Source organism: Vibrio chagasii, from assembly GCF_002954585.1.
Taxonomy (GTDB): Bacteria; Pseudomonadota; Gammaproteobacteria; order Enterobacterales; family Vibrionaceae; genus Vibrio; species Vibrio chagasii_A.
Map to the genome: position 1 here is coordinate 790,656 of NZ_MSCI01000001.1, position 23,026 is coordinate 813,681.

Sequence of the window (23,026 nt, forward strand, 5' to 3'; positions counted from 1 at the left end):
ATTAGGTAAGAACATGCAAAAGCAGACCAAAATAAAACTCAGCGCTTACGTGAAAGCGGTAGCCGCTCAAAACGATGTGGATGATGCAACCGAGAAGTTTAACGTGAGCCCGAATGGTACTCAGCGCATTATCGCAGCTATCCGTGAAAGCAGTTGGTTCCTTAACAAAATCAACATCATCTCAGTGAAAAACCAAAAAGGTGAATCCATTGGTCTTGGTGTAACAGGCATGATTGCCAGTCGTACCGATACGTCAGGCTCAGGCAAACGTACACCGAAAGATCACTCAAGTATGGGGGCTATGCCTTACATGTGTGAGCAAACGAACTTTGATACCGCGCTTCGTTACGCAAAACTGGACGCGTGGGCGCACCATAAAAACTTCAACGCCTTGATCAGTAAAGCAACCCGAGAGCAAATTGACGCCAATAAAATCACCATTGGTTGGTATGGCGAAAGCGCCGATAAAAATACCGATGCTACCGCCAACCCGAACGGTGAAGATGTGAATAAAGGTTGGTTCCAAGCCATGCGTGATCATAATGAAGATCGCTTAATTACCACGGGACAAAAAGCGGATGGTGAAATTCGTATCGGTGAAGGTGGTGACTTCATCAACCTAGACCTAGCCGTGCTTGAAACGAAAAACCTACTGCATGACGCCTGTGAAAACGATTCAAATCTTGTGGCCATCATCGGCTCCGATTTGCTGGCTTATGACAAAGCCAAGTTCTACGAAGCGCACGGTAATACGCCAAGCGAAAAAGGCAAAATTCAAGAGCTGCAAGTCATCGGTACCTATGGCGGTCTGCCTGCAGTAAAAGTACCAGGCTTCCCTTCGACGGGCATCATGGTGACCAGTTACGACAACTTATCTATCTACATTCAAGAAGGTTCAGTTCGCCGGTCTACAGGTAAAAAGAACGACGAAAAAGACCAAATTGAAAACTTTGAGTCGATGAACATGGCTTACGTGATCGAAGAAGTTGGCAAAGCCGCAGCCATTGAATTCAAAAACGTGAAGCTTTGGATTAACGGTGCTTGGCATTAAGCCAACCGCTAGAAACTAACCCCCCCTCAATGCAGGCTCTATTGCTATTTCAGGTGCGCTTTGGCACCAACTGTTATTCGCGATTGTCGGCCTGCATTCCCTAACCCAATAAGGAGACATCATGGAATTTGTCGGTGATAAAAACGAGCACTATGAATCTGAGTTGCCAGCTCAAGGCAAATATCCAGCCCTGAAGATTTCAGAGTTTCAGTCTCTGTTCCATTTCCAAAGTAATGAAACAGAGGCAGGCATTCTGCATTACGCTACGTTGTCACGTATCAAGGTGCATTCTGAGTTGAAAGACACTTTAGTACCTTTCGCTAGTTTGACGGAGCTATCTCAAGAACGCTTTGGTGATGATGACTCAACCAAAACACTTTACAAGCAGGCCGTATTCGCACTGACCGCCGCTCAACTGATTAGCGTGCAAATGAGTGGTGACACTACCGCTGAAGCAGCAGACCGACAAGAAGCTCTCACCAGTAAGAAAGAAGAGTGTGAGGTGCAGTACCGCCAAGCCATAGACATATTGATCCACGCAGAAGAAACCTACTGCTTTGAGAGGGTGTAATGAAAGCGCTGCAAAGCTTAACAAACCTATTCAAAAGCCATGTGACAGATGCAGCAAAGATGGATGTGTGGGCGGAGGATGGCGCATTATTTTGTGGTCAAGGTGTCGATATCGATGGGTTTGAAATTGAATATACCGCCATCGTTTTCTTGCAAAGTGCCAAGTTAGAGCCGCAAGTGTTGTTTATGCATTTAGTCAGCTGGCTCAACAAATACGACCCAGAACGAGCGGAAAAAGGCTTACCCTTGCCGACGTTCGCGCTAGAGCCTCTCGATAAAGGTGTGTTTGATCTCAAGCTGAAAATTGATATTCGTGAAGAGTTCGACCTTCAAGAAAACGAACAAGGCAATTGGAAGCAAGGTGATACCCGTTATGAATGTGTCAGTGGTTTTGAAGCGCGAGCCGATGAAGACCAACTCGGTGAATTGATCCACTTTGTCGGCCACTTAAGTGATTTGCCATGAGTGAATTAACACTCACGACGCCTGAGCAATTGACTCAAGTTGTGGAAAGTTTAGTGCTTACGGTCAGTGATAAGTTTGAGCTGAATAAACGAATGGCCAACCGCGCACGGCAGTTCTTTCGTCAACAAATTCGTGCTCAACGAGATATAGACAACAACCCGTACCAAAGCCGAACACGGCGAAAGGCAACCCAACTATGCGATGGCACTCAAGCGCAGAACACCGTGAACAATAAAAACATGCTGCTTGGTTTTGGCAAGGCGCTAAGAACTCACGTTACAGACGATAGCTTTGAGGTTGGCCTAAAAGGCGTCGCAGGTCGCATTGGCCAAGAGCACAACCAAGGCGCTCAAGTGTCATTTACGACTCGCGTTAATGGTCACTACAACAGTAAAACAGGTCAATGGACAGGTGGCGTGAAAACCAAGCGCAATTACCAAATGCCCAAACGAACCTTCATTGGTTGGACGCCTGCTCTAGAGCGAGAGTTACTCGCCATGGCAGCGGAACACTTTGCACTAGAGGATGCAGCGTAATGGATAAACAAGAAGTAGAGAAAACGGCGCTACCCACTTTCAAGATTAAGCCAGCGAAAACAAGTTTAATCGTGAAAGACCCAACAACCCGAGAGCCACTGAAAGCGGCAGGTGAAAATAAACCTCGCAACGCTTACTGGCTACGTCGACTCGCTGAAAAAAGTATCGTGGTCATCGATAAAACAGCCAAGCCCACAACCCAAAAGGAAACTAAATAATGAGTATTGGTTTTGCTGAAGTACCCAGCACCGCTCGCGTTCCCGGTGTCTACATTGAAATTGATAATAGCCTGGCAAACAGCGCAGAAGACTTGCAAGTTGTATTGGCGATCGGCAATGCGGTCAGTGGTGCAAAGGTCAGTCACAATAAAGTCACGCTTTGTATGGATGAGACAGAAGCGGCAGACTCGTTTGGTGCGAGTAGCGACATCGTAGAAATGATCACCTACTTCCGTAAGCAAGATAAAACCATGCCAATTTACGCGATCAGCGTGGGTAGCGGTGATATCGCAAGTGCATTGGCCGCGCTAGGTGACACGCAATACCACCACATCATGTGCTCATTGAATGACGACACTACCATTCGCGAACTGGGTACCTTTCTTGAAAACCGTTATACAGCATTAGAGCAAGTACCAGGTGTTGCGTATCTACCGAAGAAAGGCACCCACGCCGAGCTAGTGACCTTTTCAGCAAAGAGCAACTGCCCGTTAATCAACTTCCTGCCAATCAACAACTTTGGTGACTCTAAAGACCAAGCATTATCAGATGCAAAAGCCATTGGTGCATGGGTAGGTCAAATCGCCCCGTCATTGGCTATCGACCCTTGCAGGCCGCTACAAACACTCAAGTTAAACGGTGTTTATTCACTGGCAACGCAAGAGTGGGATTGGGCTGAACGCAACCTCTTTTTGTATGAAGGCTTGAGTACCTACACGGTGAACTCAGCGAATGAAGTGTTAATTGAACGTGCTGTAACGGCTTACACCGAAAACGCAGCTGGCGTAACAGACAACAGTTACCTCGATGTAATGACACCTGCAACCGCCATGTACTTCCGACAGAAACAGCGCTCGTTGATCTTGAGTGTCTACCCTCGCCATAAAATTGCGAAAGACGGTACCAAGTTCGCCAAAGGTCAGCCGATTGTTACGCCGACCATGTTCAAGGCCAAGCTGTTGACCTTGTATAGAGATCTTGAATACCAAGGCATCGTGCAAGATTTCGATGGCTACAAAAAGTCGCTCATTGTCGAGCTTGATAAAACCAACAAGCAGCGCGTCAACTACCAAGATTCACCGCAGTTCGTGAACGGTTTGATTATCGTCGCAGGCAAAATTCAATTTAGGAAGTAAGTCATGGGAACAAAAATTACTAGCCGTGCCGTCCTTAACGCAGGCTCATTGGGTCGCCTTCCCCTTAAAGAAGGCGCTGAATTTGGTATGGGCAACATGAAGCGCGAAACCGTCATGGGTGACGATGGCCCTTTGGGTTTCTCTGAACAATTCTCAGATGCGCCTTTCATCAAGTGCACCATCATTCACGCTCAAGACACCGATGAGAAAGCCATTGCTGATTTTGTAGGTGAAGACATCACCTTAGAAACGAACACAAGCCGCGCATACACCTTGAAAGGCGCATGGACAGTGGACCCACTTACTGTAGCGGTAAAAGATGGTCAGCTTGAAGTGGTCTTCAACGGTGACGAACTCATCCCGCAGTAAGGAGCAATACAATGATATCCATACTGATGAAACGAGAGGCTATGAAGGAAAAGCCATTAACGGTTGAAACCTTTGAAGTGACCGACAGTGTTGACCTTCTCAACGATGTTGGCGCGATTAGCGAATCAGCATTAAGTCAATCCGTTCGCACTGCTTTTGCTGATAAGCCTTGGGAAGAAACACAGAACGTTTTTAAGCAAGACCAAAGCCGCTTGCGCACCTTGTCTGGCTCGAAAGAGAAAGACCCGTACAAACAAGAGCTCATTAACAAGTACCGCCCATTGGTTGAAACGCTACTGGTTACCCACAAAGGCGACTACGGTAACCTCGATGTGATGTGGTGCTTTTATATGTGGCACTTCGACCTTGGCAAGTTTGAAGAGATCCACGATGACTTTCGAGCAGCCATTGATGGCGGGTTAGAAACGCCGGCTAATTTCAAAGTGAACGGTCAAACGGGCTTCTGTGATTACGTGTTTAAGTACACGCACAAAGCGCACACTGAAAAGAAAGAGTACAAGCGCGAGTACCTGCTTAAAGCCGTGAATGATTTACTGGCAGGTGAGCTTGCTACCAACGCACCACTTAAAGTGAAGATGTTCCGCCTAGTCGGTGACTGGCACCTTGAAGCAGGCGAAAAAGAAAAGGCGCACAACCTGTTTGAGCTAGTGATGAAACTAGACCCAAAGAAAGGCGGCGTGAAGAAGAAACTAGAAGCATTACAAAAGGAGCTTGGTTATGACAGCCCAAACTAAAAAAGTACAACTGGCCGTAACGATTGAACGTGATGGCGCAGAGATAAAAGAGATTGAGCTGCGTAAGCCCAACTCCGGTAATTTACGCGGCCTTAGTTTGGTTGATGTCTGTGAAATGAAATTTGAAGCCGGTGAAGTCTTACTGCCACGCATTTCAAATCTAAATGAACGTGACGTCTTAAATATGCCTGTTGAGAACTGGGCGCCACTACTGACGACCATCGCCTCTTTTTTCGTCAATACGGAACTGTAATTGAGCACGTAGAAGACTATTACGCAGACATAACCTCTGTATTTCATTGGCCACCAAGCGAAATAGACAAACTCAGCTACAACGACCTCTTGTTGTTCCGAGAGAAAGCCCGGCAAAGAACCGAAACTGAAGAGAGCGAATAAGCTCTCTTTTTTTATATCTGCAAAAGGCAAACACTATGAAGATGAATTTATCGATTGTTATGGGGATGGTAGATAAAGTATCAGCCAAAGCCAAAAGCATGTCGAAAGAGACAAACCGCTACACGAAGGCCATCCAAAAATCACAAAAAGCTCAAGCTGATGATTCAGCAGCTATCGGAATGATTGACAGCTACAACAACATTAAAAAAATTAAGCAACAAAACAAACTCACCCTACAAGCTGAACAAGAGCAACTGGAAAAGCTGACTAAGAAATCCAAAGCGCTTCAAGCCCCAAGTGCGAAGTTAACCGCTCAAATTGCCAAGCAACAAGCGAAAGTCAGCAAATTAACCACAGAGCAAACTGGATACCAACAGAACCTATCAGAGCTGCGTAAGAACCTGACTAAAACAGGTGTAAAGGTCTATAAGCTCGATAGTGAATATGAGCGGTTGAGCCAAAGCTATAAGAAACATGGCAAAGAAATCACTGCTGTAGAAAAAAACTATGCTAAGTGGCAGAAAAGGCTCAGCGGTGTTCAAAAGCTCGGTGGGGCAATCAAAATGCCTCAAATTGGCAAGGCCGCGCTTGGTAAAGGAGCGGCATTACTCGGTGGCTTCAGCCTTGCAGGGTTAGTCAGTGAGGTGAACAGCGCTGCAGGTGAAATGGATGCCCTAGCAAAAAAATCAGCCACACTGAAAATATCTATCAGTGAGCTGCAAGCCATACGTAAACAAGCTTCACATACAGGTGTAGAAGAAGACACTATGTCATCAGCTATGACTCGATTCACTAAGCGGCTAGGTGTTTTACAAACTACAGGTAGCGGAGCGCTTGGCTCATACATCAAAAAAAGTGGTAACTCTGCCTTCAAAGATCTAGAAGGTGCTGCAAATACTCAAGAAGCGTATGAGACATTACTGCAGTCATTCTCCAAACTAAAAACCGAACAAGAGCAAATGGCCTTTGCTGATGCTGCGTTTGGACAAGATGGCCGTCAAATGCTTCTCTTGCTAAGAGAAGGTACTGAAGGGTTGGCGAAATCACGCAAAGAGTTAGCCGAACTAGGAGGTGGAGCTAGCGCCGAAGATGCAGCAAAAGCCGAAGCCTATAATGATGCAATGCAGCGCATTCAAGAAAGCTATAAATCTATTAAGTTTGCAGCGCTTGCTCCAATCATGGAAAAAGTCACCAATGCCTTCGATAAATTCACAGAGAAATTCAAGAACGCTAAATTTCGTGATGAAACTATCGAGCAAATCACTCAAGCAGTGAAAGGCTTATACAATGGCTTGGAGTTCCTTGGGCGAGTATTGGTCTTCACTGCTAAATACTTTAAAGAAATGATCGCGGTTCTTGCCATTGTCAAAGCTGCAATGATTGCCGTGAATGCAATTATTTTAGGTAATCCTATTGGGTTGTTGATAGCAGGCATCATGGCTGCTGGGGCCGCAATTCTTTATTTAGTCGACCACTTCTATGGCTTAGATAATGTGATGAAAGCGATCGGCAACGGCATTCGCTATTTATGGGGAGAGTTTAAGAAACTCATAAATAAACTGCCAGATTCACTTATTCCCGATGGTTGGAAAATCGATACCGAAGAGGCAGGCCAGTCGGTTGATAGCCTCGCCAACAAAATGAATAAGATTAAAGATAAAAAAGCAAAACTGGGGGTGACCACAGAGCAAACTGATCGTAAAAGAACTGAGGTCACGACACATTCGTACCTGACAGGTGATTTTTCTCAGCCGGAGGTAGCCAATTCAGATCACCTGCTTAATCAATCCTTTGATAGCCTTGCCAACAAAATGGACAAGATTAAAGATAAAAATGCAAAGTTGGGGATCACAACTGAACCAAACGACAGGAAGAGAACAGAGCATACGACACCTTCATACCAAGCGGGTGAATTACCTCTTCAGTCATACCAGCCGCTCAAACCTCAGTCCATTAACAACAAGTCTGAAGTGTCACTCACCATAAAGTCTCAAGCGCCAGTCGCTATAGATAAAGCTAAAAGTGATAAGGGGATAGATTTGAACTTAGACGTGGGGAATATGGCGACAAGCTTTTAAGAACAATGAACTAAAACCAAAGCACCCAGCAAGGGTGCTTTTTTATAGCTGCAGCATAGTCATAGATAACTACACTCGATAACTTTTGAGATACCGTTGCTTTGTCACCAAAAACACAAAACCGCCAAACAAGGCGGTTTTTCGTGTTCTGAGTTAAGGCGTACTCAACAATAAAAAGGTGTACCGAAAGTTAGAAGATCGCCTATGGTACGCCTAAAGCAACCCAACCCCTTTATTTACCTGAAAAGTAGATCCAATCGAGCATGTGATCCCTTTCTTGTTAGCTCGCCATGAATGCATAAAATAATTGGGGTGTACCAAAAGTGTCATCTTACTAGCTAACTGCCCCACTTCGTTTATACTAAGCGCAACTTATCTATAGACTGTTATTTCAAAAACTCATTGGTACACCTATAGTACACCTCACCCTCTTGGAACCCTTATATCACATGGCTCTCAAACCCACAATCTACAAGTTTCGTATCTCTTTAACTGATATGAACCGCGACTATTACGACTCTTTTAATCTAACGATTGCACAGCATCCTTCTGAAACAGAACAGCGTATGATGGCTCGTATCATGGCGTTTTGTATCAATGCTTCACCGGAGCTTCAATTTACTAAAGGGTTGTCGACTATCGAAGAACCTGATTTATGGCAGAAGTCTTTAGATGACCAGATCCTCGAGTGGATCGATGTGGGCGAACCTGACGCTGAACGTGTTAAGAAAGCCACTCGCCTATCAAAGTCTGTTCGTGTGTTCAGCTTCAACACTAAATCAAACGTTTGGTGGGAGCAGAGCAAAGGTAAATTCGGTTACCTTAAAGCCCAAATTGTTCGTCTAGACAATGATGGTATTGAGCAATTGGCTGCAATGACAGAACGCACCATGGACCTTTCAGTTATGCTGACAGGCAACTCTGCATTCGTTAATAGCGACACACAATCAGCTGAAGTTACGTGGGAAGAGCTACAAAGTAATGACTGAGCTTCCAACCAGTAACCAGCAAAAGCTTGAAGAAAACCAACAAGCTAAAACCAAACTTCACGTTTGCTTGAAAGAGTCAGGTTTAGATTCAGTAACTGCGATTGCAATAGGCTTTGAGAAAGAGCTTTCGTCTTTTATTGACGAAAACCACGCTCTGTTTAAACACGCTTGTGAGAATAAACCTGATAATTCAGCACGTCAGACACTGCTTGGCCTACTGACCAAAGAACATATCGATGCCAGCTATCGTTTTGAGAGCAATAAAGACGCTAGCGAAGCGATGCAAAGTGTCTTCGATAATACGGTAGGCAGTGAGCATAGCGACAAGTTTCAAAACTCTAACTCTCAGCAGTTAAAGTTGGTAACGCATTTATGGTTGTTCATTCAAGGTCGACTAGGTATGGATTACAGCCTAGCTAATGATCACGCAGCAGCAACCGCCAAGCTACTGTCTCGGTTATCAAGAAGCACAGACGATGAAATCCGTGTTGAGTTCATGGCGAGTTTCTACGATGGCTTGAACATCTATCACGCGGAGAATAAACCGTCTGGTTTTATTTATAGCTTAAAGCGTTTGTTTAACCTGTCATAAGCACTCCACCAGCTAAAATCAAATTTGCGCTTTGCACTGTGTAGAGCGCATCTCTTTCCAACCACCTTTCCCACAATTCCTCCTGGACATCAGATTCCCTACTACACTCGTCCCTCGCTTTAGGGAATGACGAATATGACTAAGTCGCTCACTCTGCAAGATCGGCAGCGCGTGCTTCTAAAAGGCTGACAATAGAATACAAACTGAACCTCCACCCTCGTATTTTCTCTTATGAGCAAACCGATCTTCTCCGTCATCCCCGAGAAGGAGGAACGAGTGAGTCGGGGATCTCCTATCCACGCTCCTGAAAACTCATATTACAGGTACAAAAAAGCCCCGCTGAGAGCGAGGCTTAGAATCTTGTTTACCGTTTTACTGAGGCTAAATCGTACTTATCACATCACTGGAGATTAACGTAGACCGTGTAAGAACTCGTGACGAGTCGCTGGGTTAGATTTGAAGATACCGCCCAGTGCTGTAGTGGTGGTTTCACTGGTTGCATCCATTACACCGCGCGATTTAACGCAGTAGTGAACCGCATCCATAGTTACAGCAACATCTTCTGTCTCAAGCAAAGTTTGCAAAGCAACAAGGATCTGCTGAGTCATACGCTCTTGAACTTGTGGACGCTGCGCAAAGAAACGTACGATACGGTTGATCTTAGACAGACCAATGATTTTACCACGAGGGATGTAAGCAACCGCAGTCTTACCATCAATCGTCACTAAGTGGTGCTCACAAGTACTGGTCACGGTAATGTCTTTTACACGAACCATCTCGCGAACACCCATCTTGTTTTCAATTACGGTAATTTTAGGGAAATTTGCGTAATCTAAACCAGAGAAAATCTCATCCACATACATTTTTGCAATACGGTGTGGTGTTTCTTCCAGACTATCATCCGTAAGATCAAGTTCGAGTAGAGTGAGAATCTCACGCATATGGTGTTCGATTCGTTCCTTTTTCTCTTCTCGGCTAACCTGGTTAGGACTCATTGGCGTCTCTAAACCGCGGCTTGCTAGCGCATCTTTAACCAACTTCGCTGATTCGCTAAGACCTGACATTGAACTTCCTCTTTTGTTACCCCTTCTGGATGGCAAACAAGGATACTCGGAATTTTGAATAAATACACCCATATTTTAAGGGAGGTCATTATTTACGGGGGCTAAACTGTGCTAAAGTGGCTTCAATTTCGTTGACGAAAAGCGTGTTTTAATCATTATTGAACCACCATTGCCAACCACAAAATCAAAACAATAACGATCAAAGGATTTCAATTATGGGCTGTTGCGACGCTCCGGGCTTAATGCCAATTGAAGAAGCACTAGATAAGCTGCTGTCACCAATCAAACCGATTCAAACGACTCTAACTCTGCCATTAGCAGATGCATTAGGCTACGTTCTTGCTGAAGACATACTCTCCCCTATTTTTGTGCCTCCTTTTGATAACTCAGCAATGGACGGTTACGCACTGCGTTTAGCAGACCTAGAGAACAGTAAAGTACTGCCATTAGCAGGTAAGTCTTTTGCAGGCCAGCCATTTGAAGGCGAATGGCCAAGTAACACCTGTATTCGCATTATGACTGGCGCTAAAATTCCAGAGGGTTGTGACGCTGTCATCATGCAAGAAAATACTCGCGAAACTGATGCGGGCATTGAAATTCAGCAAGACGACATCAAACTGAACAATAACATTCGCCCTACGGGTGATGACATCAAGCAAGGTGACATCGTTCTTGGCCGCGGTGAGCGTTTAACGCCTCGTGATATTCCAATGATCGCCTCACTAGGCGTGAGCCATGTGACTGTTGCACACAAACCGAAGGTCGCTTTCTTCTCTACTGGTGACGAACTAAAGCCTTTAGGTCAGCCTCTTGAAGATGGTCAGATCTACGACAGCAACCGCTATGGTATTAAGCCGCTGATTGAAGCGTTTGGTTGCGAAGCGATTGACCTAGGCATTATTCCTGATTGTCCTGCAACGCTTAAAGAAACCTTTATGAAAGCACAAGAATTAGCAGACGTAGTCGTCACTTCTGGTGGCGTAAGTGTTGGCGAAGCGGATTACACCAAAGACATTCTCGAAGAGCTTGGCGAAATCGGCTTTTGGAAACTAGCAATCAAACCAGGTAAACCATTCGCATTCGGTGAGTTAGACAACGCTTGGTTCTGTGGCCTTCCGGGTAACCCAGTGTCTGCAATGATGACGATGTACGTGTTGGTTCAACCTATGCTGGCGAAACTTGCCGGTCATACTGCGTGGACAGCGCCAGAACCTATTCCTGCAACGACTAAGTCTGCATTCAAAAAAGGCCCAGGCCGTACTGATTACCAACGTGGTATCTACTCGATTGAAAACGGTCAATTTGTCGTAGAAACAACAGGTAACCAAAGCTCCGGCGCTTTCCGCTCAATGAGCTTAGCAAACTGCTTTGTAGTATTAGAACGCGAACGTGGCCGTGTTGAAGTTGGTGAAACAGTTCAGATTCAACTGTTTAACTCGACGCTTTACTAACGAGGCTTGCTGATGGAAATACTGTCTGACGCAGAGATGCTTCGCTATAACCGCCAAATCATCCTTAAACAGTTTGATTTTGAGGGCCAAGAAGCACTAAAACAGGGTTCGATATTGGTCTTAGGTGCCGGTGGACTGGGCTGCGCTTCAGCTCAATACCTTGCAACCGCTGGTGTTGGGAAGCTAACGCTTATTGATGACGATGTTGTTGAGCTTTCAAACTTGCAACGACAAGTGCTTCACACCGATGCTGATATTGGTAAGAAGAAAGTCGTTTCAGCCGCTGAATCATTACAGCTGTTAAACCCACACCTTAGAGTTGAAACGGTCGACCACAGACTTGATGACGAGGCACTAGCAAAGCTCATTGAAGCGCATTCGTTAGTACTTGATGCCAGCGACAACGTTGAAACGCGCAATCAATTGAACCGCTTATGTTACGCATCTAAAACGCCTTTAGTTTCTGGAGCTGCGATTCGCATGGAAGGTCAGATTAGCGTATTCACTTATCAAGATGACAATGCACCTTGCTACCAGTGCTTAAGTACCCTATTCGGCAGCGGCGCGTTAAGTTGTGTCGAAGCCGGTGTCATGGCGCCTGTTGTAGGTATTGTTGGCGCAGTACAAGCGATGGAAGCTATTAAAGTGATTGCTGTTTACGGCCAACCAAAGAAAGGCAAAATTATGATTTTGGACGCGCTCAGCATGTCTTGGCGAGAAATGAATCTGATGAAAATGCCAACCTGTCCGGTTTGCAACTAACCACCTTGTTTAAATAAGCCCGCTTTTGGGGAGTTATTTTTGACTTCTGCAAAACAAAAAACCGCCCGATAAGGGCGGAAAATCAACTAGCGACTGAACAAACAAAGGAGCTTTAAATACTAAGAGCAACTCACTTCACACACTAAGCCACTCTCATATTCATTTCGAAGAGCGATGCCTGTTCGATAATCGACGATATCTTCAATAGTGAGTACTGGCATTCCATGGCGCTTTGCAAACTCAATGGTCTCTGGCAGCTTCGCCATGGTTCCATGAGGGTTAGTCAGTTCACAAAGGATCCCTGATGGGAGTAAGTTTGCTAGATACATCAAATCGATCGTACCTTCGGTATGACCTCGACGGGCCAACACACCATTTGTTTTCGCAACTAGTGGAAAAACATGGCCTGGTCTTGCTAAATCCTCTGGTTGAGCATCAAAATAAGTAGCCGTTTTGACCGTTGTAACGCGATCTTTCGCAGAGACCCCGGTCGTCACCCCTTCTTTCGCTTCAATCGAAACCGTAAAAGCGGTCTGGTTTTTACTGCGATTATCTTTCACCATAGGAGGAAGCTCTAACCAATTGGCGCGTTCCTCCGTTAAGCACAAACACACGATGCCACTGCATTCACGAATCATGAGTGCCATTTGCGCTTCGGTAAGATGCTGTGCAGAGAAGATAAGGTCGCCTTCGTTCTCGCGATCCTCATCATCCATTAATAGAACACCAAGGCCATTTTTCAGAGCCTCAATCGCTCTTTCTACCCTTTGTACTGGAGTGCCAAACTCATCTAGTAGTGACGTTGAGCTCATAGTTTCTTCTCCTTGATAATGATTACAAATAAGCGAACGCGTCCGCGTAAAGTTGCTCTGGTTCTGCCCCTCTTTTATCACAGAACCAATCACGAGCTACTTCAACCATTTTGCATGGACCACACAAGTAGATATCGAACTCAGATAAGTTACGGAAATCACTCATCACACACTCCAACACCTTTCCCTTCTTAGTATATTGAGGACAGGTTGATATTTCAGTGACTGGCACATAACTGACATTTTTATTTTGAAGCGCAATATCCACCAGTTCGTCATGCACATACAGGTTATCCATATCCTTAGCACCCCAATAAACGTAAATCGGCTGGGTAAACCCTTGCTCCAAGCTATTTTTCAAAATACTTAGGGCGTAAGACATTCCGGTCCCGCCAGCGACCAATAACAAGGGTTTGACACTTTCCTCACGCAGCCAAGCCTCGCCTCGCGCCTCACTTACCTCAACCATGTTGGCGCAGACCCAAGAATTGGTGAGCTCTTCCATCACAAGCGTATTTTTCTTGCTGATATCTGAGCCACCAATATGGAGTTCTAAAAACGTACCATTAGAAGGACATGAGGCTATAGAAAACGGTAAACTACCACAGCTTAAACTGACGTTAATGTACTGCCCTGCCCTAAATTCAAAAGGCTGAACCGGCTTGAGCAATACTCGAAATATGAAGTTAGTTAACGGCTCAATTTTTTCTATCGAACATAGCATATCAGTTGCCTCCTTCATTTTTGGCTGTAAACGTTTGAGACATACTGAGAGCACACCCCTTCATACCCCGCGTCTTAACTCTTCTAACGATCTCAACGGTGGTTCCCGGGCGATCGCCTTCTTCTTCTCGCACAATGCCGATGTCATCCGTCACTAGAAAGCATGGATAGCTAACTGCCGAAGCATCCATATAGCTCATCAGCCCTGGCTGGCCACTCGGAAGCGGCTTTAATGTTTTAGGATCCAGAGCTCTTGCAAGGACCCAGGGCGGTACACGCTTTTTGTGTTCTTTATCTTCAAAAAAGCAGGTGTTCAGTTCAACTTGATTAAATGTATCTCGAATCTGCTCTGCGCTGTTTAAGGCAAAAGTCTCACACAAAAGTTGGTTGAACTCGTCTCTATCGAGTGATTGATCCTGATGTTTTTTCCAGCCGCCGCCAGTGATGATGTAAAGATCGCTACCACCATTGAAAGTTTTATCTTGTTCGCGCATGAAACAGCACAGTAGGTAGATAAAATAAGGAGGGCCGATAAGACAAATGGTTTTACCAGACTGCTTAATACGATTCATATTAGCTAGCGTCGCCTCAAAGTCTATCTCATCCTCAGTGACAGTAAATGTGGTCGGATAAAGGAGCTCGACTAAACTCATGACGTACTTGAACCAAATATTGTTGGCATTAAAGCGATCTGGGCCTAAGTTCACCAACTCCATCTGATGGTCAAACCAATCACCTACGTAATTCATACCGAAATTTACTGAGCCAAGAAGTCGCTCAATACTGAGTCTATCTCGAGCGACAATACTTTTGGTGCCACTAGTGCCGCTACTAGTAAAGCGATTTTCTACCTCTTCATCGTCCAGTGTTAATAGGGTCTTCAACTTAAAAATAGAAGTGGGGAAAACGGGGATCTCATTGAGATCTTCGACCACCTCTCCGACTCCGATTATCTGGCAGAACTGACGATAGTCATCATTATTATGGTAATGGTATTGATATGCCCCTTTAACAAGGCGAGATGTCAGCTGTTTTTGTTCCTGCAATGACCATTGCTGAGGAGTTCCCATGAAAATCAAGTCATCGATTTCTGTGCTCGCTGCGATATTTTCCTGCTTAACCGCTGAAAGTACGTCCATATAAATGCCTCTATTAGTTAGCGCTATCGCGCGAAAAGAATGGTGATATAAGGGGCATCGCTGCCCCTTCAGCATCAGTTAAACCTTACGAATGGTATTTGGCGATGTTGGCGTTTACCACATCGATAACTGCTCTTTGCTGCGCTTTATCTTCCATCGACTCAAAAGACATCAATAGGTCCGCGGCACCACAACACTCAATCGCAACTCGCGCTGCCTGGGTACTTTCTTCATAAGTGCCGATGGCATTTTCTGACAACAGGTCTGCCATTTTTTGCTCAAAGTCGGTATTTGGGTAAGATTCACGGACAAACTCTTCCAAATATACGCGTGCTTCTGCCCTTGCAGCTTCACCATCTACATTTTGGTTAACCAGCAGCGTTAGTTTGTGTCGAACCTGACTAACATCGACACCATTTGCCTGAGCAACTTCGTGGTACAAAACAGCGTATTCTTTTCTTTGCGCGTTTGAGTCGTCCCATTTAAACACGAGTGGGAGCCCTAACTTAGCCGCCCATTCAACCACTTCTTTGCTTGTTGCATTCACAAATTGCGCAGGACCGCCTTCAGTGTACGCGTGTGGGTTAACAGAGATTTTAGGAAAACTATAAAAATCATTGTTTGGATGGCAGTACCCAGTAGTGAATGCATCATTGATGATCTTGTGACACTCACTGAACAACTGAAACTGAGAATCCGTTGGTCGATTAAAGAAGCGCATATCTGCACTCTTTTCACAGTCACTAAAGCCAAAAGCAAAGCGGCCTTCACTCATTTGGTCAAGTAGACACGCTTCTTCCGCCACACGTACTGGATGATGTGTGGTAATAACGTGATTCAACGAAGCCACTTTGGCGTTCTTTGTCATACCAAGTAAAAAACCAGCCACCGTTAATGGGGCCCCAACCACACCATTGTTCGAAAAATGGCTTTCGTAAACAGCCAACGTGTCAAACTTCAACTGATCTACGTAATGTGCGGTATCCAACATTTCTTCGATGACTTGATCAGAAGAACGCTTTGAATTCATAAAATTGAGGAAGAATAATCCAAATTTCATGTCTCTTTCCTTTTAGAAAATATTAATTACTGTTTTTCTTTGAGATATGGCATCACATCAGACTGGAATAGCTTCATAGATGCGATAATTTCGTCTTCAGAACCGTTTGCTTCAAAACCACAACAAATATTGTTAATACCCGTCGCATCGATATCTTGCTGGATAATCGCGATACACTCTTCAGGTGTCCCTACTGGGTTGATTTCGTAGCTGTAATCAATTCGGCGATTGGTGTCTTTGTGGCCTTTCAACACAAAATCACGCCATTGGCCTTTATTGAAGTCGTAACCTTTTGTTTGGTCAGAGTCGTCAAAAATCTTAGTGGCATTCACGTATGAGTCGTACCAATGACCTAAGAATTTGCGGCAAATATCTTTGGCTTTATTTGAGTCATGATCGACGGAGGTAATGTAAGACAAACAGTGGTCAATCTTAGTCACATCGTACCCATGTTCATTCGCGACTTCGTTGTAAAGATCAAGCTGTGCTTTCTTCTCGTGAGTGTTGATTATCCAGCTTAGAATCATTGGCAGGCCGCGCTCTGCAGCCCATTCTGTAGTTGACGCTGACTCCGCGACGACATAAACAGGAGCGCCACCTTGCGTGTAAGCCGATGGATTCAGTTGGATCTTCGGAAACTTAATGTGTTCGTTATCCGCCGCGATATAGCCTTCATTGAAGCCTTCTTTCATCAAGTCATACCAAGAGTCCATTAAGGCTCGGCTGTTATCCATGTCTGTACCAAAGACACGGAAATCTTTGTCGTACAAACCGCGACAAATACCAAAACGGAATCGTCCTTTTGACATTTGATCCAGTAAGTTTACGTCTTCTGCTTGTCGAACCGGATGGGCAGTTGGTAATACAATGGCTGCGGTGCCAACATTGAGCGTTTCTGTCGCACCTAATAGGTGTGCGGCAGCAACATATGGATTCCCTAACAACCCAAATTCAGTGAAGTGGTGTTCTAGTAACCAAACAGTGTCGAAACCACAACCTTCAGACGCTTTGCCCAGATTAACCAATCGCTTCATCACTTCGGTCTGAGAAAGCTCAGGTGGCTGATAAGTGAGAAGGAAGTTTCCAAATTTCATAACATTTCCTTATTTGTTGGTATTGCGATGAGACCTAAGCCATTTCTGGCGTACGGCTTTCAATTTTCGCTTTCAAGCGACGTTCATTCACAGTCGCGATGGTGAGCTGTTCAAAATCAGGCTCAATAAAGTCGACGTCGATTTCTAAGCTACCTCCATCCATTGCGATTGCGGCTTTGGTGACGGATTGGTAGAAATTACGTAACACGACCAAGTTCTCACCCAAGTCATGAGAGCTACCAAGCAAGGAGTAGAGCTTGCAATGCCCACTACGGATATGCGCTAACATGTCATAGACTTCTTCTTCCTTAACCCAGTCATCGTTGTTAGCGGTAAAGGCGATTAAAGGAACCGAGGTATTGGCTACTTTGTCGAGAGTAGAATCTAAGGTATCCCAGTGGTGCTCGAAGCAGTCGCGAACGAACACTTCAGAACCAAGCTTATGGCCTTCAAAATCAAGATCGTTTGGTAGCTCATCGATAGGCAAACTGAGGTAATCAAAACCAAGCGCTTTTTCTAAAGTGTCACGCAAGTTCACCACACCAACCGCAGTAATCAGAAAAGACAGCTCAAGGTCGGAAACCACTTCATAGGCGACACGAGCTGAGAGGCTTGCTGCAATCAAGCCAAGGTTTTTTGTACCCTTTGTCTGCAGCCAATGATAAACAGTGCACAAACTGTTTTTGCCCGTCGTCATGGTGAATTCATCAATCGAACCCGAGCTGAGCCCCACATGATGAAGAGAATCATAACGGAACACATGGAAACCATTTTCAGATAGATATTCGGCTAACCCAGCAAAGTGATCCATTCTTCTGGCAAAACCAGAAGCAATTAAAATGGTACTGTTTTTGGAAGGCGCATTTTCTTTTGGAGGCGTTTCCCAGACGTGAAGTTCCTGACCATTGTTCACGCGCAACACGTGTGCAATAGTCTTGCATTGATTATTCATTGTAAATTTCCTTATTTAAGGGACGAAAACCAAGAATTTATCTTCTTCAAGAAAGCGGGTTTGCTCTATTTCGACAGATACATCCTTAGTGGTGAAGTTATATGGTCTTTCATGAGAAACAAATCTAACTAAACGTTGAAGTGGGCGCATTGCATCATGTGCGCCACCGGCTCTAAATATATTATTCATTCCAGATTCAACGATTCTTTCTACTCCTTTTACGGCGAATGCATCTCGATATTTCTTGGAAGATTCCCATGGATAAAAAGAAATCGTTTGTGTTTGATGTTTCTCTATAAATTGAACAACATCATCAGCTTTATTTATTTTATGGATATAAACGCAACGACTTAATGGATGGTTATATTCAACTCCGGGCTCTGACTCGATAATCATCCAGTTATTTTTCGGTTCTGATATAACTTTCAACCCTGAAAATTGACACTCAAGACGAGTCATAGAAAATAAAGCTTCATCATCAAAACTTTGCTTTGATTTTGGCAAAACTTCTTGATAAAGATTTAGTTTTTCAACAAGTTTTGATTTAAATTCTTCATACTTATCTCCAGAAAAGTAAATATTCTGAGTAGAAAAGCAGGCATTTTGGTCATAAAAGCAAATATCATGAGCAACACCCGAGGCGGCTTCTTCTAGATCGGCTGGATGGTCTAACACGGTAAAGCTCTTCTTTGGACCAAACTTCAAAACATCGATGTGTGAAGGAGAATGCTTAACCGCCCAATCAATGGCATCTCGCCCCCCCCAAGCAACCACTGCATCCATATGACTGAGTAATTCTTCAGCGAGTGTCGTATCAGATGCATGAGGCCAATACAATACAGAGATGGAACGAGAAATAGGATGATTCGGATCGACGTCAATAAAGCTCATCGCTAGCGCGTGGGCAGTAAAAGGATCCGATGCTGACATTCTCACAATACATTGGTTTTTCGTCAGTATACCTCGTAGTATTGAGGTAACACCGGAGAGAGGAACATTCCCCGCAAGCAAATGCATCGTGCGTCCTTTAGGAAAAGCCCTCACATAACACTCCCCCTGTGGTAACCATTCATCTTGTATATGTGTAGAGCCAAGTTCGGTATTAATAATGTCGTAAAGCGCACTCTTAGAGCAAAGGAGCATTGCAATCCAATTTGCTTCTAGTTTCGCCATTTGTGGTGAATACCCCAAATAAGTAATAAGAGACCGAATATATGCCCTTCTTCTTGAATATTCTTCGCTCTTCCAACGCTGCCCCGTTGTATAAAGAAAATTGATGATGTTATTTATATTTAGATCATTTAAATAGTCATGAGTCACCATCTGGTTTAGATGAACATGATTAAAGGAATCAATCTTAACTTTTTTTTCTTCAAAACTGATCTCAAATCGATTTTCTTCAGTATAAAGTATCTGCCCATTTATTATCAAAGGTAAGTGTTTTTCCATATCAAAAGCTTCTCCTTTTAATTTGAAAAAAATGCTAACCAATTAAGTTAATCTTTAACACCTATTTAGCAACTTTTAACCAGATACATTAAATAGATCAAACAAATGATAAGTATTATCATTTATTGTAACTTTAGTTAATCTTATTTATAATTACTCATAACATTTAACAAACGCCCAAATTGCAAACACTTTAGTTTTTGACTGTATCAGTGCGATTAAACACCAAAGCAAGGTAAGCTTCTGATTCTCGACGCTATGTCACACAGCTGGCGTGAAATGAACTTAATGAAGATGCCGAGTTGTTCGGTATGTGGGTAAGCTCACCACGAGTAAGATAACTATTTTATAACTCCTCAAGCCCTGACCACTGTCGGGGCTTTTTTATTTGGACTTGAGTCCAAACATTCCTGATTTCAAATTGAAATACTTCATGAGTAATCAGTTGTATTTAAATTCTCATTTTGAGAATATTGAGCACACTGAGCAATCAGCAAAATAAAGCTATTAAAATCATAAGCTTAAACATGGCACGCTACTTGATTAAGTATCTATACCTTCCATCACAAGGATGTAGATATGAGAATTACAACGTTAAGTTTGCTATTAAGCGCGCCACTGGTCGCCAACGCAGCGCCATTCGATACTTGCCCGAGTAAGGCATACCTTTTTCAATCCACTCCCGTTCAAGTCTGGGGAGTTAACCTCGTTACTGGTTCTACGACCTTATTAGAGGACGACACGGGGATGAACGCTAACATCAATGGTGTCGGTTTCGACTTCGAAGATAGATACATCTACGGTTATGACACCACTAACAAGCGCTTGGTGCGCCTAGGCAAGGATTTCCAAGCAGAAGTCATCAACACCAGTGGACTGCCAACAGACCATACTTTCTATGTGGGTGACGTTTACGATCATGTTTACTACCTGTACCGCACTGGTAAAGGGCTTTTCACTGTTGATCTATCACCTTTAGATTCTGATCCAAATGCAACCGTAACGGTCAACAAAATCGCTGGCAGCCCAGCAACGGTGAAATTGACTGATTTCGCCTTCCATCCAAGTGATGGCTCTCTATATGGTATCGATAATAACTCTGGTGGCTTATACAGCTTCAACCCTACAACTGGCGCCGAAACCTACATCGGCGACACTGGCGAGTTGGGTACGTTCGGTGCTGGCTATTTTGATGTCAATGGCTACTACTATGTGTCTCGCAATCAAGACGGTAAAATTTATCGTATCAACCTTTCTCCAGACAACGCTGCCAATATCGCGGCAGGTATTGTTCCAGCCGTTGAATTTGTTTCGAATGGCCCTGCTTCTGGTCAAAACGATGGTGCTCGCTGTGCCAACGCCCCTGTTGTTAATGAAGATTCAAACATCGACTTTGGTGACGCACCAGACAGTTACCTAACTCTACTAGCGAGCAACGGCCCTCGACATGAGCTTGATGGCATTACGTGGCTAGGTACTGATGCGCCAGATGCCGACCTAGACGGCTACGTAACTCCACAATCCGATGAAAGCGTCGGCATTGATGACGAATGGGTTAACGGTGGTATCGGCTTTGTTACCGGACTTGAAGCTGGATTGGACTCAAAAGTTGTGATTGAAGCTTCAACAACAGGTTACCTTTCTGCATGGATAGACTGGAACCAAGACGGCAGTTTCGATGGTGCAAATGAACAAGTGTTTACCGATTACCTACTTGATGCAGGTGAAAATGAATTGTTCCTAAACGTGGACATTGATGCACTGTCTGGCACGACATGGGCACGCTTTAGATTCAGTCAGCAGACCAACTTGAGCTACTTTGGTGGTTCAACATCTGGTGAGGTGGTCGATATTCAAGTTGACGTGTTGAATGATGGTGCGACAGCTCGCTACTTCCCTAGTGCTTCTGGCTACGCAACACTCGCCTACGAAGATAACTGGCCGTACAAAGCCGATTACGATATGAATGACGCAGTCCTATTCTATCGCATAACGGAAATCCTTAAAGATGGCAAAGTAGTTAAATCAACCATTGATGGACGCCTGGCTGCTGTAGGTGCTTCATACAGAAACGGTTTTGCAGTTCGACTTCCAAACCTAGACCCAAGTTTAGTGAGCAGTGGTAACTCATACATGAAACACAACGGGGTATTCACAGACCTAGATCTTGAAGAAGGACGTAGCGAAGCAATATTTGTCATTGCAAACGACTTAACTGAGAAAATCACTACCTCTTGTAACTTCTACCGTACCAGCAATGGATGTAAAGAAGACGAACAGTTCTCCTTCCAAGTTGGTATTACCTTAGCGGGGGATGGTGTGAGCACCGCAAGTTGGACTGATATGCCTTACGACCCGTTCATCTTCGCAACACCAGGGTACTATCACGGTGAAAATCTTCCGATGCATCCGGGACGTAGCTGGGAGGTACACCTACCAGACCAAGCACCGACCGAAGCCTTCGACACAGTGAACCTATTTGACTCTGGAATCGGTGTTGATGATAGCGACCCAGCAACAGGCAAATATTTCAAAACAGCAGAAAACCACCCTTGGGCTCTCATTATCACATCAACAGAAGAATGGGAATGGCCGCAAGAGTACGTGGATATCGTAACTGCTTACCCAGAGTTTAAGCTGTGGGCAGAATCAAGCGGTGAAAATAACCAGACTTGGTATGCATCACCAGCAGACAACCAATGTTACGAGCCATAAGGAGAGACGTCATGAGTATCAAAGATATACATAATCGCGAACATCATAACGTTGAGTTGAGAAGCAACCTCTCTAAGGAAAATAATATGTCTGCACAAAGCTCTTGGAACATGAAGAAAACAATAACCGTAGTTTTAGCAACAGCCCCACTCCTGCTAGCAGGTTGTGGTGGGGGCGGAGGTGGCGGTGGCGGCAGCACGGCTTCTCCTTCACCGTCATCACCGGCGACGCCAGCAGCACCAGCAACGCCAGTAGCTGCAACGCCATCACCTTCTCCAGTAGCCAGTGCAGCAGCGGTACCAACTTACACTATGAGTGATTTAGTGGTACCCGATGGTTTTGATTACAGCTCTGTAGAGCAGTTTGATATCGACATCGACATCAGTAGCATTTCAACAGACCGTTCGTTTGTTACTGTGTATAGCCGTTTTAGTGCTCGTGACGACTCGACATTGAAACCAGACTACTCAAGCAAAGTGATTGCAGGGTCATTAAACAATGGTGTGTTCGCCTCGAACTTCGCGAGCCCAGTCAGCCACGATTCACTTCTCGTGGAGATTTGGTTTTACAACGGACAGCCACCTCTACAAAAAGTAGTATCGAGCAGCAACTCTCAGATCGTGTGGTAATGAAAGTTTAGCTTCGAATAT

General features: G+C 44.6%; 25 protein-coding genes and 1 pseudogene. 18 read left to right on the forward strand and 8 right to left on the reverse strand.

Annotation, left to right across the window (positions count from 1 at the left end; all coding sequences use genetic code 11):
- Nucleotides 1-13: 13 nt before the first annotated feature.
- The 13 genes from BTO10_RS03900 to BTO10_RS03960 all read left to right on the forward strand — a co-directional run bounded on the left by BTO10_RS03900 (nucleotide 14) and on the right by BTO10_RS03960 (nucleotide 9,155).
- The gene (locus tag BTO10_RS03900; RefSeq protein WP_004737246.1) at nucleotides 14-1,051 is read left to right on the forward strand and encodes a phage major capsid protein, P2 family; all 1,038 of its coding nucleotides are present in this window, start codon (nucleotides 14-16) and stop codon (nucleotides 1,049-1,051) included.
- Between the two features lie 121 nt (nucleotides 1,052-1,172).
- Complete coding sequence (locus BTO10_RS03905; RefSeq protein WP_004737245.1) at nucleotides 1,173-1,622, forward strand: head completion/stabilization protein; 450 nt, start codon at nucleotides 1,173-1,175, stop codon at nucleotides 1,620-1,622.
- Nucleotides 1,622-2,086, forward strand: a complete 465-nt coding sequence (locus BTO10_RS03910; protein ID WP_004737244.1) for a phage tail protein — start codon at nucleotides 1,622-1,624, stop codon at nucleotides 2,084-2,086. The genes BTO10_RS03905 and BTO10_RS03910 overlap by 1 nt, the downstream gene beginning before the upstream one ends.
- Entirely contained in the window at nucleotides 2,083-2,622 is a 540-nt protein-coding gene (locus tag BTO10_RS03915; RefSeq protein ID WP_004737243.1) for a phage virion morphogenesis protein, read from the forward strand. Before BTO10_RS03910 ends, BTO10_RS03915 begins: the two co-directional genes overlap by 4 nt.
- The gene (locus BTO10_RS03920) at nucleotides 2,622-2,840 is read left to right on the forward strand and encodes a DUF2635 domain-containing protein (protein ID WP_004737242.1); all 219 of its coding nucleotides are present in this window, start codon (nucleotides 2,622-2,624) and stop codon (nucleotides 2,838-2,840) included. The genes BTO10_RS03915 and BTO10_RS03920 overlap by 1 nt, the downstream gene beginning before the upstream one ends.
- Nucleotides 2,840-3,976 (forward strand): phage tail sheath subtilisin-like domain-containing protein, encoded by a 1,137-nt coding sequence (locus BTO10_RS03925; RefSeq protein WP_105023628.1) that lies wholly within the window; start codon nucleotides 2,840-2,842, stop codon nucleotides 3,974-3,976. The genes BTO10_RS03920 and BTO10_RS03925 overlap by 1 nt, the downstream gene beginning before the upstream one ends.
- A gap of 3 nt (nucleotides 3,977-3,979) precedes the next feature.
- A complete protein-coding gene (locus BTO10_RS03930) occupies nucleotides 3,980-4,345 on the forward strand; it encodes a phage tail tube protein (protein WP_065679511.1) in 366 nt (121 codons plus the stop codon).
- Between the two features lie 11 nt (nucleotides 4,346-4,356).
- On the forward strand, nucleotides 4,357-5,100 hold the full coding sequence (gpM, locus tag BTO10_RS03935; protein WP_105023629.1) for a phage terminase small subunit: 744 nt from the start codon (nucleotides 4,357-4,359) through the stop codon (nucleotides 5,098-5,100).
- Entirely contained in the window at nucleotides 5,084-5,353 is a 270-nt protein-coding gene (locus BTO10_RS03940; protein WP_105023630.1) for a phage tail assembly protein, read from the forward strand. The genes gpM and BTO10_RS03940 overlap by 17 nt, the downstream gene beginning before the upstream one ends.
- A gap of 29 nt (nucleotides 5,354-5,382) precedes the next feature.
- Complete coding sequence (locus BTO10_RS03945; RefSeq protein ID WP_258097042.1) at nucleotides 5,383-5,496, forward strand: GpE family phage tail protein; 114 nt, start codon at nucleotides 5,383-5,385, stop codon at nucleotides 5,494-5,496.
- A 35-nt stretch (nucleotides 5,497-5,531) separates the two neighbouring features.
- Nucleotides 5,532-7,574, forward strand: coding sequence for a hypothetical protein (locus BTO10_RS03950; RefSeq protein WP_181143952.1), 2,043 nt, complete (start codon nucleotides 5,532-5,534; stop codon nucleotides 7,572-7,574).
- A gap of 449 nt (nucleotides 7,575-8,023) precedes the next feature.
- Nucleotides 8,024-8,563, forward strand: a complete 540-nt coding sequence (locus BTO10_RS03955; RefSeq protein WP_105023631.1) for a YaeQ family protein — start codon at nucleotides 8,024-8,026, stop codon at nucleotides 8,561-8,563.
- Nucleotides 8,556-9,155: a hypothetical protein gene (locus BTO10_RS03960; RefSeq protein WP_105023632.1), complete on the forward strand. Its 600-nt coding sequence runs from the start codon at nucleotides 8,556-8,558 to the stop codon at nucleotides 9,153-9,155. Before BTO10_RS03955 ends, BTO10_RS03960 begins: the two co-directional genes overlap by 8 nt.
- A 410-nt stretch (nucleotides 9,156-9,565) precedes the next feature.
- Here the strand turns inward: BTO10_RS03960 and folE are convergent, their stop codons facing one another.
- Complete coding sequence (folE, locus tag BTO10_RS03965; RefSeq protein ID WP_004737232.1) at nucleotides 9,566-10,219, reverse strand: GTP cyclohydrolase I FolE; 654 nt, start codon at nucleotides 10,217-10,219, stop codon at nucleotides 9,566-9,568.
- 215 nt (nucleotides 10,220-10,434) lie between these two features.
- Here folE and moeA point away from each other — a divergent pair, with 215 nt between their 5' ends.
- On the forward strand, nucleotides 10,435-11,670 hold the full coding sequence (gene moeA, locus BTO10_RS03970) for a molybdopterin molybdotransferase MoeA (protein ID WP_105023633.1): 1,236 nt from the start codon (nucleotides 10,435-10,437) through the stop codon (nucleotides 11,668-11,670).
- Nucleotides 11,671-11,682: 12 nt separating this feature from the next.
- Complete coding sequence (gene moeB, locus BTO10_RS03975) at nucleotides 11,683-12,432, forward strand: molybdopterin-synthase adenylyltransferase MoeB (protein WP_105023634.1); 750 nt, start codon at nucleotides 11,683-11,685, stop codon at nucleotides 12,430-12,432.
- Between the two features lie 119 nt (nucleotides 12,433-12,551).
- Here moeB and ribB read toward each other — a convergent pair whose 3' ends face one another.
- The 7 genes from ribB to luxC all read right to left on the reverse strand — a co-directional run bounded on the left by ribB (nucleotide 12,552) and on the right by luxC (nucleotide 19,661).
- The gene (gene ribB / locus BTO10_RS03980) at nucleotides 12,552-13,244 is read right to left on the reverse strand and encodes a 3,4-dihydroxy-2-butanone-4-phosphate synthase (protein WP_105023635.1); all 693 of its coding nucleotides are present in this window, start codon (nucleotides 13,242-13,244) and stop codon (nucleotides 12,552-12,554) included.
- Between the two features lie 22 nt (nucleotides 13,245-13,266).
- The gene (luxG, locus tag BTO10_RS03985; protein WP_105023636.1) at nucleotides 13,267-13,968 is read right to left on the reverse strand and encodes a flavin mononucleotide reductase LuxG; all 702 of its coding nucleotides are present in this window, start codon (nucleotides 13,966-13,968) and stop codon (nucleotides 13,267-13,269) included.
- 1 nt (nucleotide 13,969) lies between these two features.
- On the reverse strand, nucleotides 13,970-15,106 hold the full coding sequence (gene luxE, locus BTO10_RS03990; protein ID WP_105023637.1) for a long-chain-fatty-acid--protein ligase LuxE: 1,137 nt from the start codon (nucleotides 15,104-15,106) through the stop codon (nucleotides 13,970-13,972).
- An 85-nt stretch (nucleotides 15,107-15,191) separates the two neighbouring features.
- Nucleotides 15,192-16,166, reverse strand: coding sequence for a luciferase subunit beta (gene luxB / locus BTO10_RS03995; RefSeq protein ID WP_105023638.1), 975 nt, complete (start codon nucleotides 16,164-16,166; stop codon nucleotides 15,192-15,194).
- A gap of 26 nt (nucleotides 16,167-16,192) precedes the next feature.
- Nucleotides 16,193-17,260, reverse strand: a complete 1,068-nt coding sequence (luxA, locus tag BTO10_RS04000) for a luciferase subunit alpha (protein WP_105023639.1) — start codon at nucleotides 17,258-17,260, stop codon at nucleotides 16,193-16,195.
- A 34-nt stretch (nucleotides 17,261-17,294) separates the two neighbouring features.
- Nucleotides 17,295-18,212 (reverse strand): acyl transferase, encoded by a 918-nt coding sequence (locus BTO10_RS04005; RefSeq protein WP_105023640.1) that lies wholly within the window; start codon nucleotides 18,210-18,212, stop codon nucleotides 17,295-17,297.
- Nucleotides 18,213-18,227: 15 nt separating this feature from the next.
- Complete coding sequence (luxC, locus tag BTO10_RS04010; protein ID WP_105023641.1) at nucleotides 18,228-19,661, reverse strand: long-chain-fatty-acyl-CoA reductase LuxC; 1,434 nt, start codon at nucleotides 19,659-19,661, stop codon at nucleotides 18,228-18,230.
- Nucleotides 19,662-19,886: 225 nt separating this feature from the next.
- Here luxC and BTO10_RS04015 point away from each other — a divergent pair.
- The 3 genes and pseudogenes from BTO10_RS04015 to BTO10_RS04025 all read left to right on the forward strand — a co-directional run.
- Nucleotides 19,887-19,982, forward strand: a pseudogene (locus tag BTO10_RS04015) (molybdopterin-synthase adenylyltransferase MoeB); the annotation flags it as partial.
- 258 nt (nucleotides 19,983-20,240) lie between these two features.
- Nucleotides 20,241-22,376: an LruC domain-containing protein gene (locus BTO10_RS04020; protein WP_105023642.1), complete on the forward strand. Its 2,136-nt coding sequence runs from the start codon at nucleotides 20,241-20,243 to the stop codon at nucleotides 22,374-22,376.
- Nucleotides 22,377-22,387: 11 nt separating this feature from the next.
- A complete protein-coding gene (locus tag BTO10_RS04025) occupies nucleotides 22,388-23,005 on the forward strand; it encodes a hypothetical protein (RefSeq protein WP_105023643.1) in 618 nt (205 codons plus the stop codon).
- The last annotated feature ends 21 nt before the right edge of the window (nucleotides 23,006-23,026 follow it).

Coding starts and splice junctions, on each gene's coding strand:
- BTO10_RS03955 (WP_105023631.1), top strand. CDS start 8,024: ATGGCTCTCAAACCCACAATCTACAAGTTTCGTATCTCTTTAACTGAT.
- luxE (WP_105023637.1), bottom strand. CDS start 15,106: ATGGACGTACTTTCAGCGGTTAAGCAGGAAAATATCGCAGCGAGCACA.
- BTO10_RS03930 (WP_065679511.1), top strand. CDS start 3,980: ATGGGAACAAAAATTACTAGCCGTGCCGTCCTTAACGCAGGCTCATTG.
- luxB (WP_105023638.1), bottom strand. CDS start 16,166: ATGAAATTTGGATTATTCTTCCTCAATTTTATGAATTCAAAGCGTTCT.
- moeA (WP_105023633.1), top strand. CDS start 10,435: ATGGGCTGTTGCGACGCTCCGGGCTTAATGCCAATTGAAGAAGCACTA.
- BTO10_RS03925 (WP_105023628.1), top strand. CDS start 2,840: ATGAGTATTGGTTTTGCTGAAGTACCCAGCACCGCTCGCGTTCCCGGT.
- BTO10_RS03940 (WP_105023630.1), top strand. CDS start 5,084: ATGACAGCCCAAACTAAAAAAGTACAACTGGCCGTAACGATTGAACGT.
- moeB (WP_105023634.1), top strand. CDS start 11,683: ATGGAAATACTGTCTGACGCAGAGATGCTTCGCTATAACCGCCAAATC.
- gpM (WP_105023629.1), top strand. CDS start 4,357: ATGATATCCATACTGATGAAACGAGAGGCTATGAAGGAAAAGCCATTA.
- BTO10_RS03960 (WP_105023632.1), top strand. CDS start 8,556: ATGACTGAGCTTCCAACCAGTAACCAGCAAAAGCTTGAAGAAAACCAA.
- BTO10_RS03950 (WP_181143952.1), top strand. CDS start 5,532: ATGAAGATGAATTTATCGATTGTTATGGGGATGGTAGATAAAGTATCA.
- luxC (WP_105023641.1), bottom strand. CDS start 19,661: ATGGAAAAACACTTACCTTTGATAATAAATGGGCAGATACTTTATACT.
- BTO10_RS04020 (WP_105023642.1), top strand. CDS start 20,241: ATGAGAATTACAACGTTAAGTTTGCTATTAAGCGCGCCACTGGTCGCC.
- folE (WP_004737232.1), bottom strand. CDS start 10,219: ATGTCAGGTCTTAGCGAATCAGCGAAGTTGGTTAAAGATGCGCTAGCA.
- luxA (WP_105023639.1), bottom strand. CDS start 17,260: ATGAAATTTGGAAACTTCCTTCTCACTTATCAGCCACCTGAGCTTTCT.
- BTO10_RS03910 (WP_004737244.1), top strand. CDS start 1,622: ATGAAAGCGCTGCAAAGCTTAACAAACCTATTCAAAAGCCATGTGACA.
- BTO10_RS03905 (WP_004737245.1), top strand. CDS start 1,173: ATGGAATTTGTCGGTGATAAAAACGAGCACTATGAATCTGAGTTGCCA.
- BTO10_RS04005 (WP_105023640.1), bottom strand. CDS start 18,212: ATGAATAATCAATGCAAGACTATTGCACACGTGTTGCGCGTGAACAAT.
- BTO10_RS03920 (WP_004737242.1), top strand. CDS start 2,622: ATGGATAAACAAGAAGTAGAGAAAACGGCGCTACCCACTTTCAAGATT.
- BTO10_RS03915 (WP_004737243.1), top strand. CDS start 2,083: ATGAGTGAATTAACACTCACGACGCCTGAGCAATTGACTCAAGTTGTG.
- BTO10_RS04025 (WP_105023643.1), top strand. CDS start 22,388: ATGAGTATCAAAGATATACATAATCGCGAACATCATAACGTTGAGTTG.
- ribB (WP_105023635.1), bottom strand. CDS start 13,244: ATGAGCTCAACGTCACTACTAGATGAGTTTGGCACTCCAGTACAAAGG.
- luxG (WP_105023636.1), bottom strand. CDS start 13,968: ATGCTATGTTCGATAGAAAAAATTGAGCCGTTAACTAACTTCATATTT.
- BTO10_RS03900 (WP_004737246.1), top strand. CDS start 14: ATGCAAAAGCAGACCAAAATAAAACTCAGCGCTTACGTGAAAGCGGTA.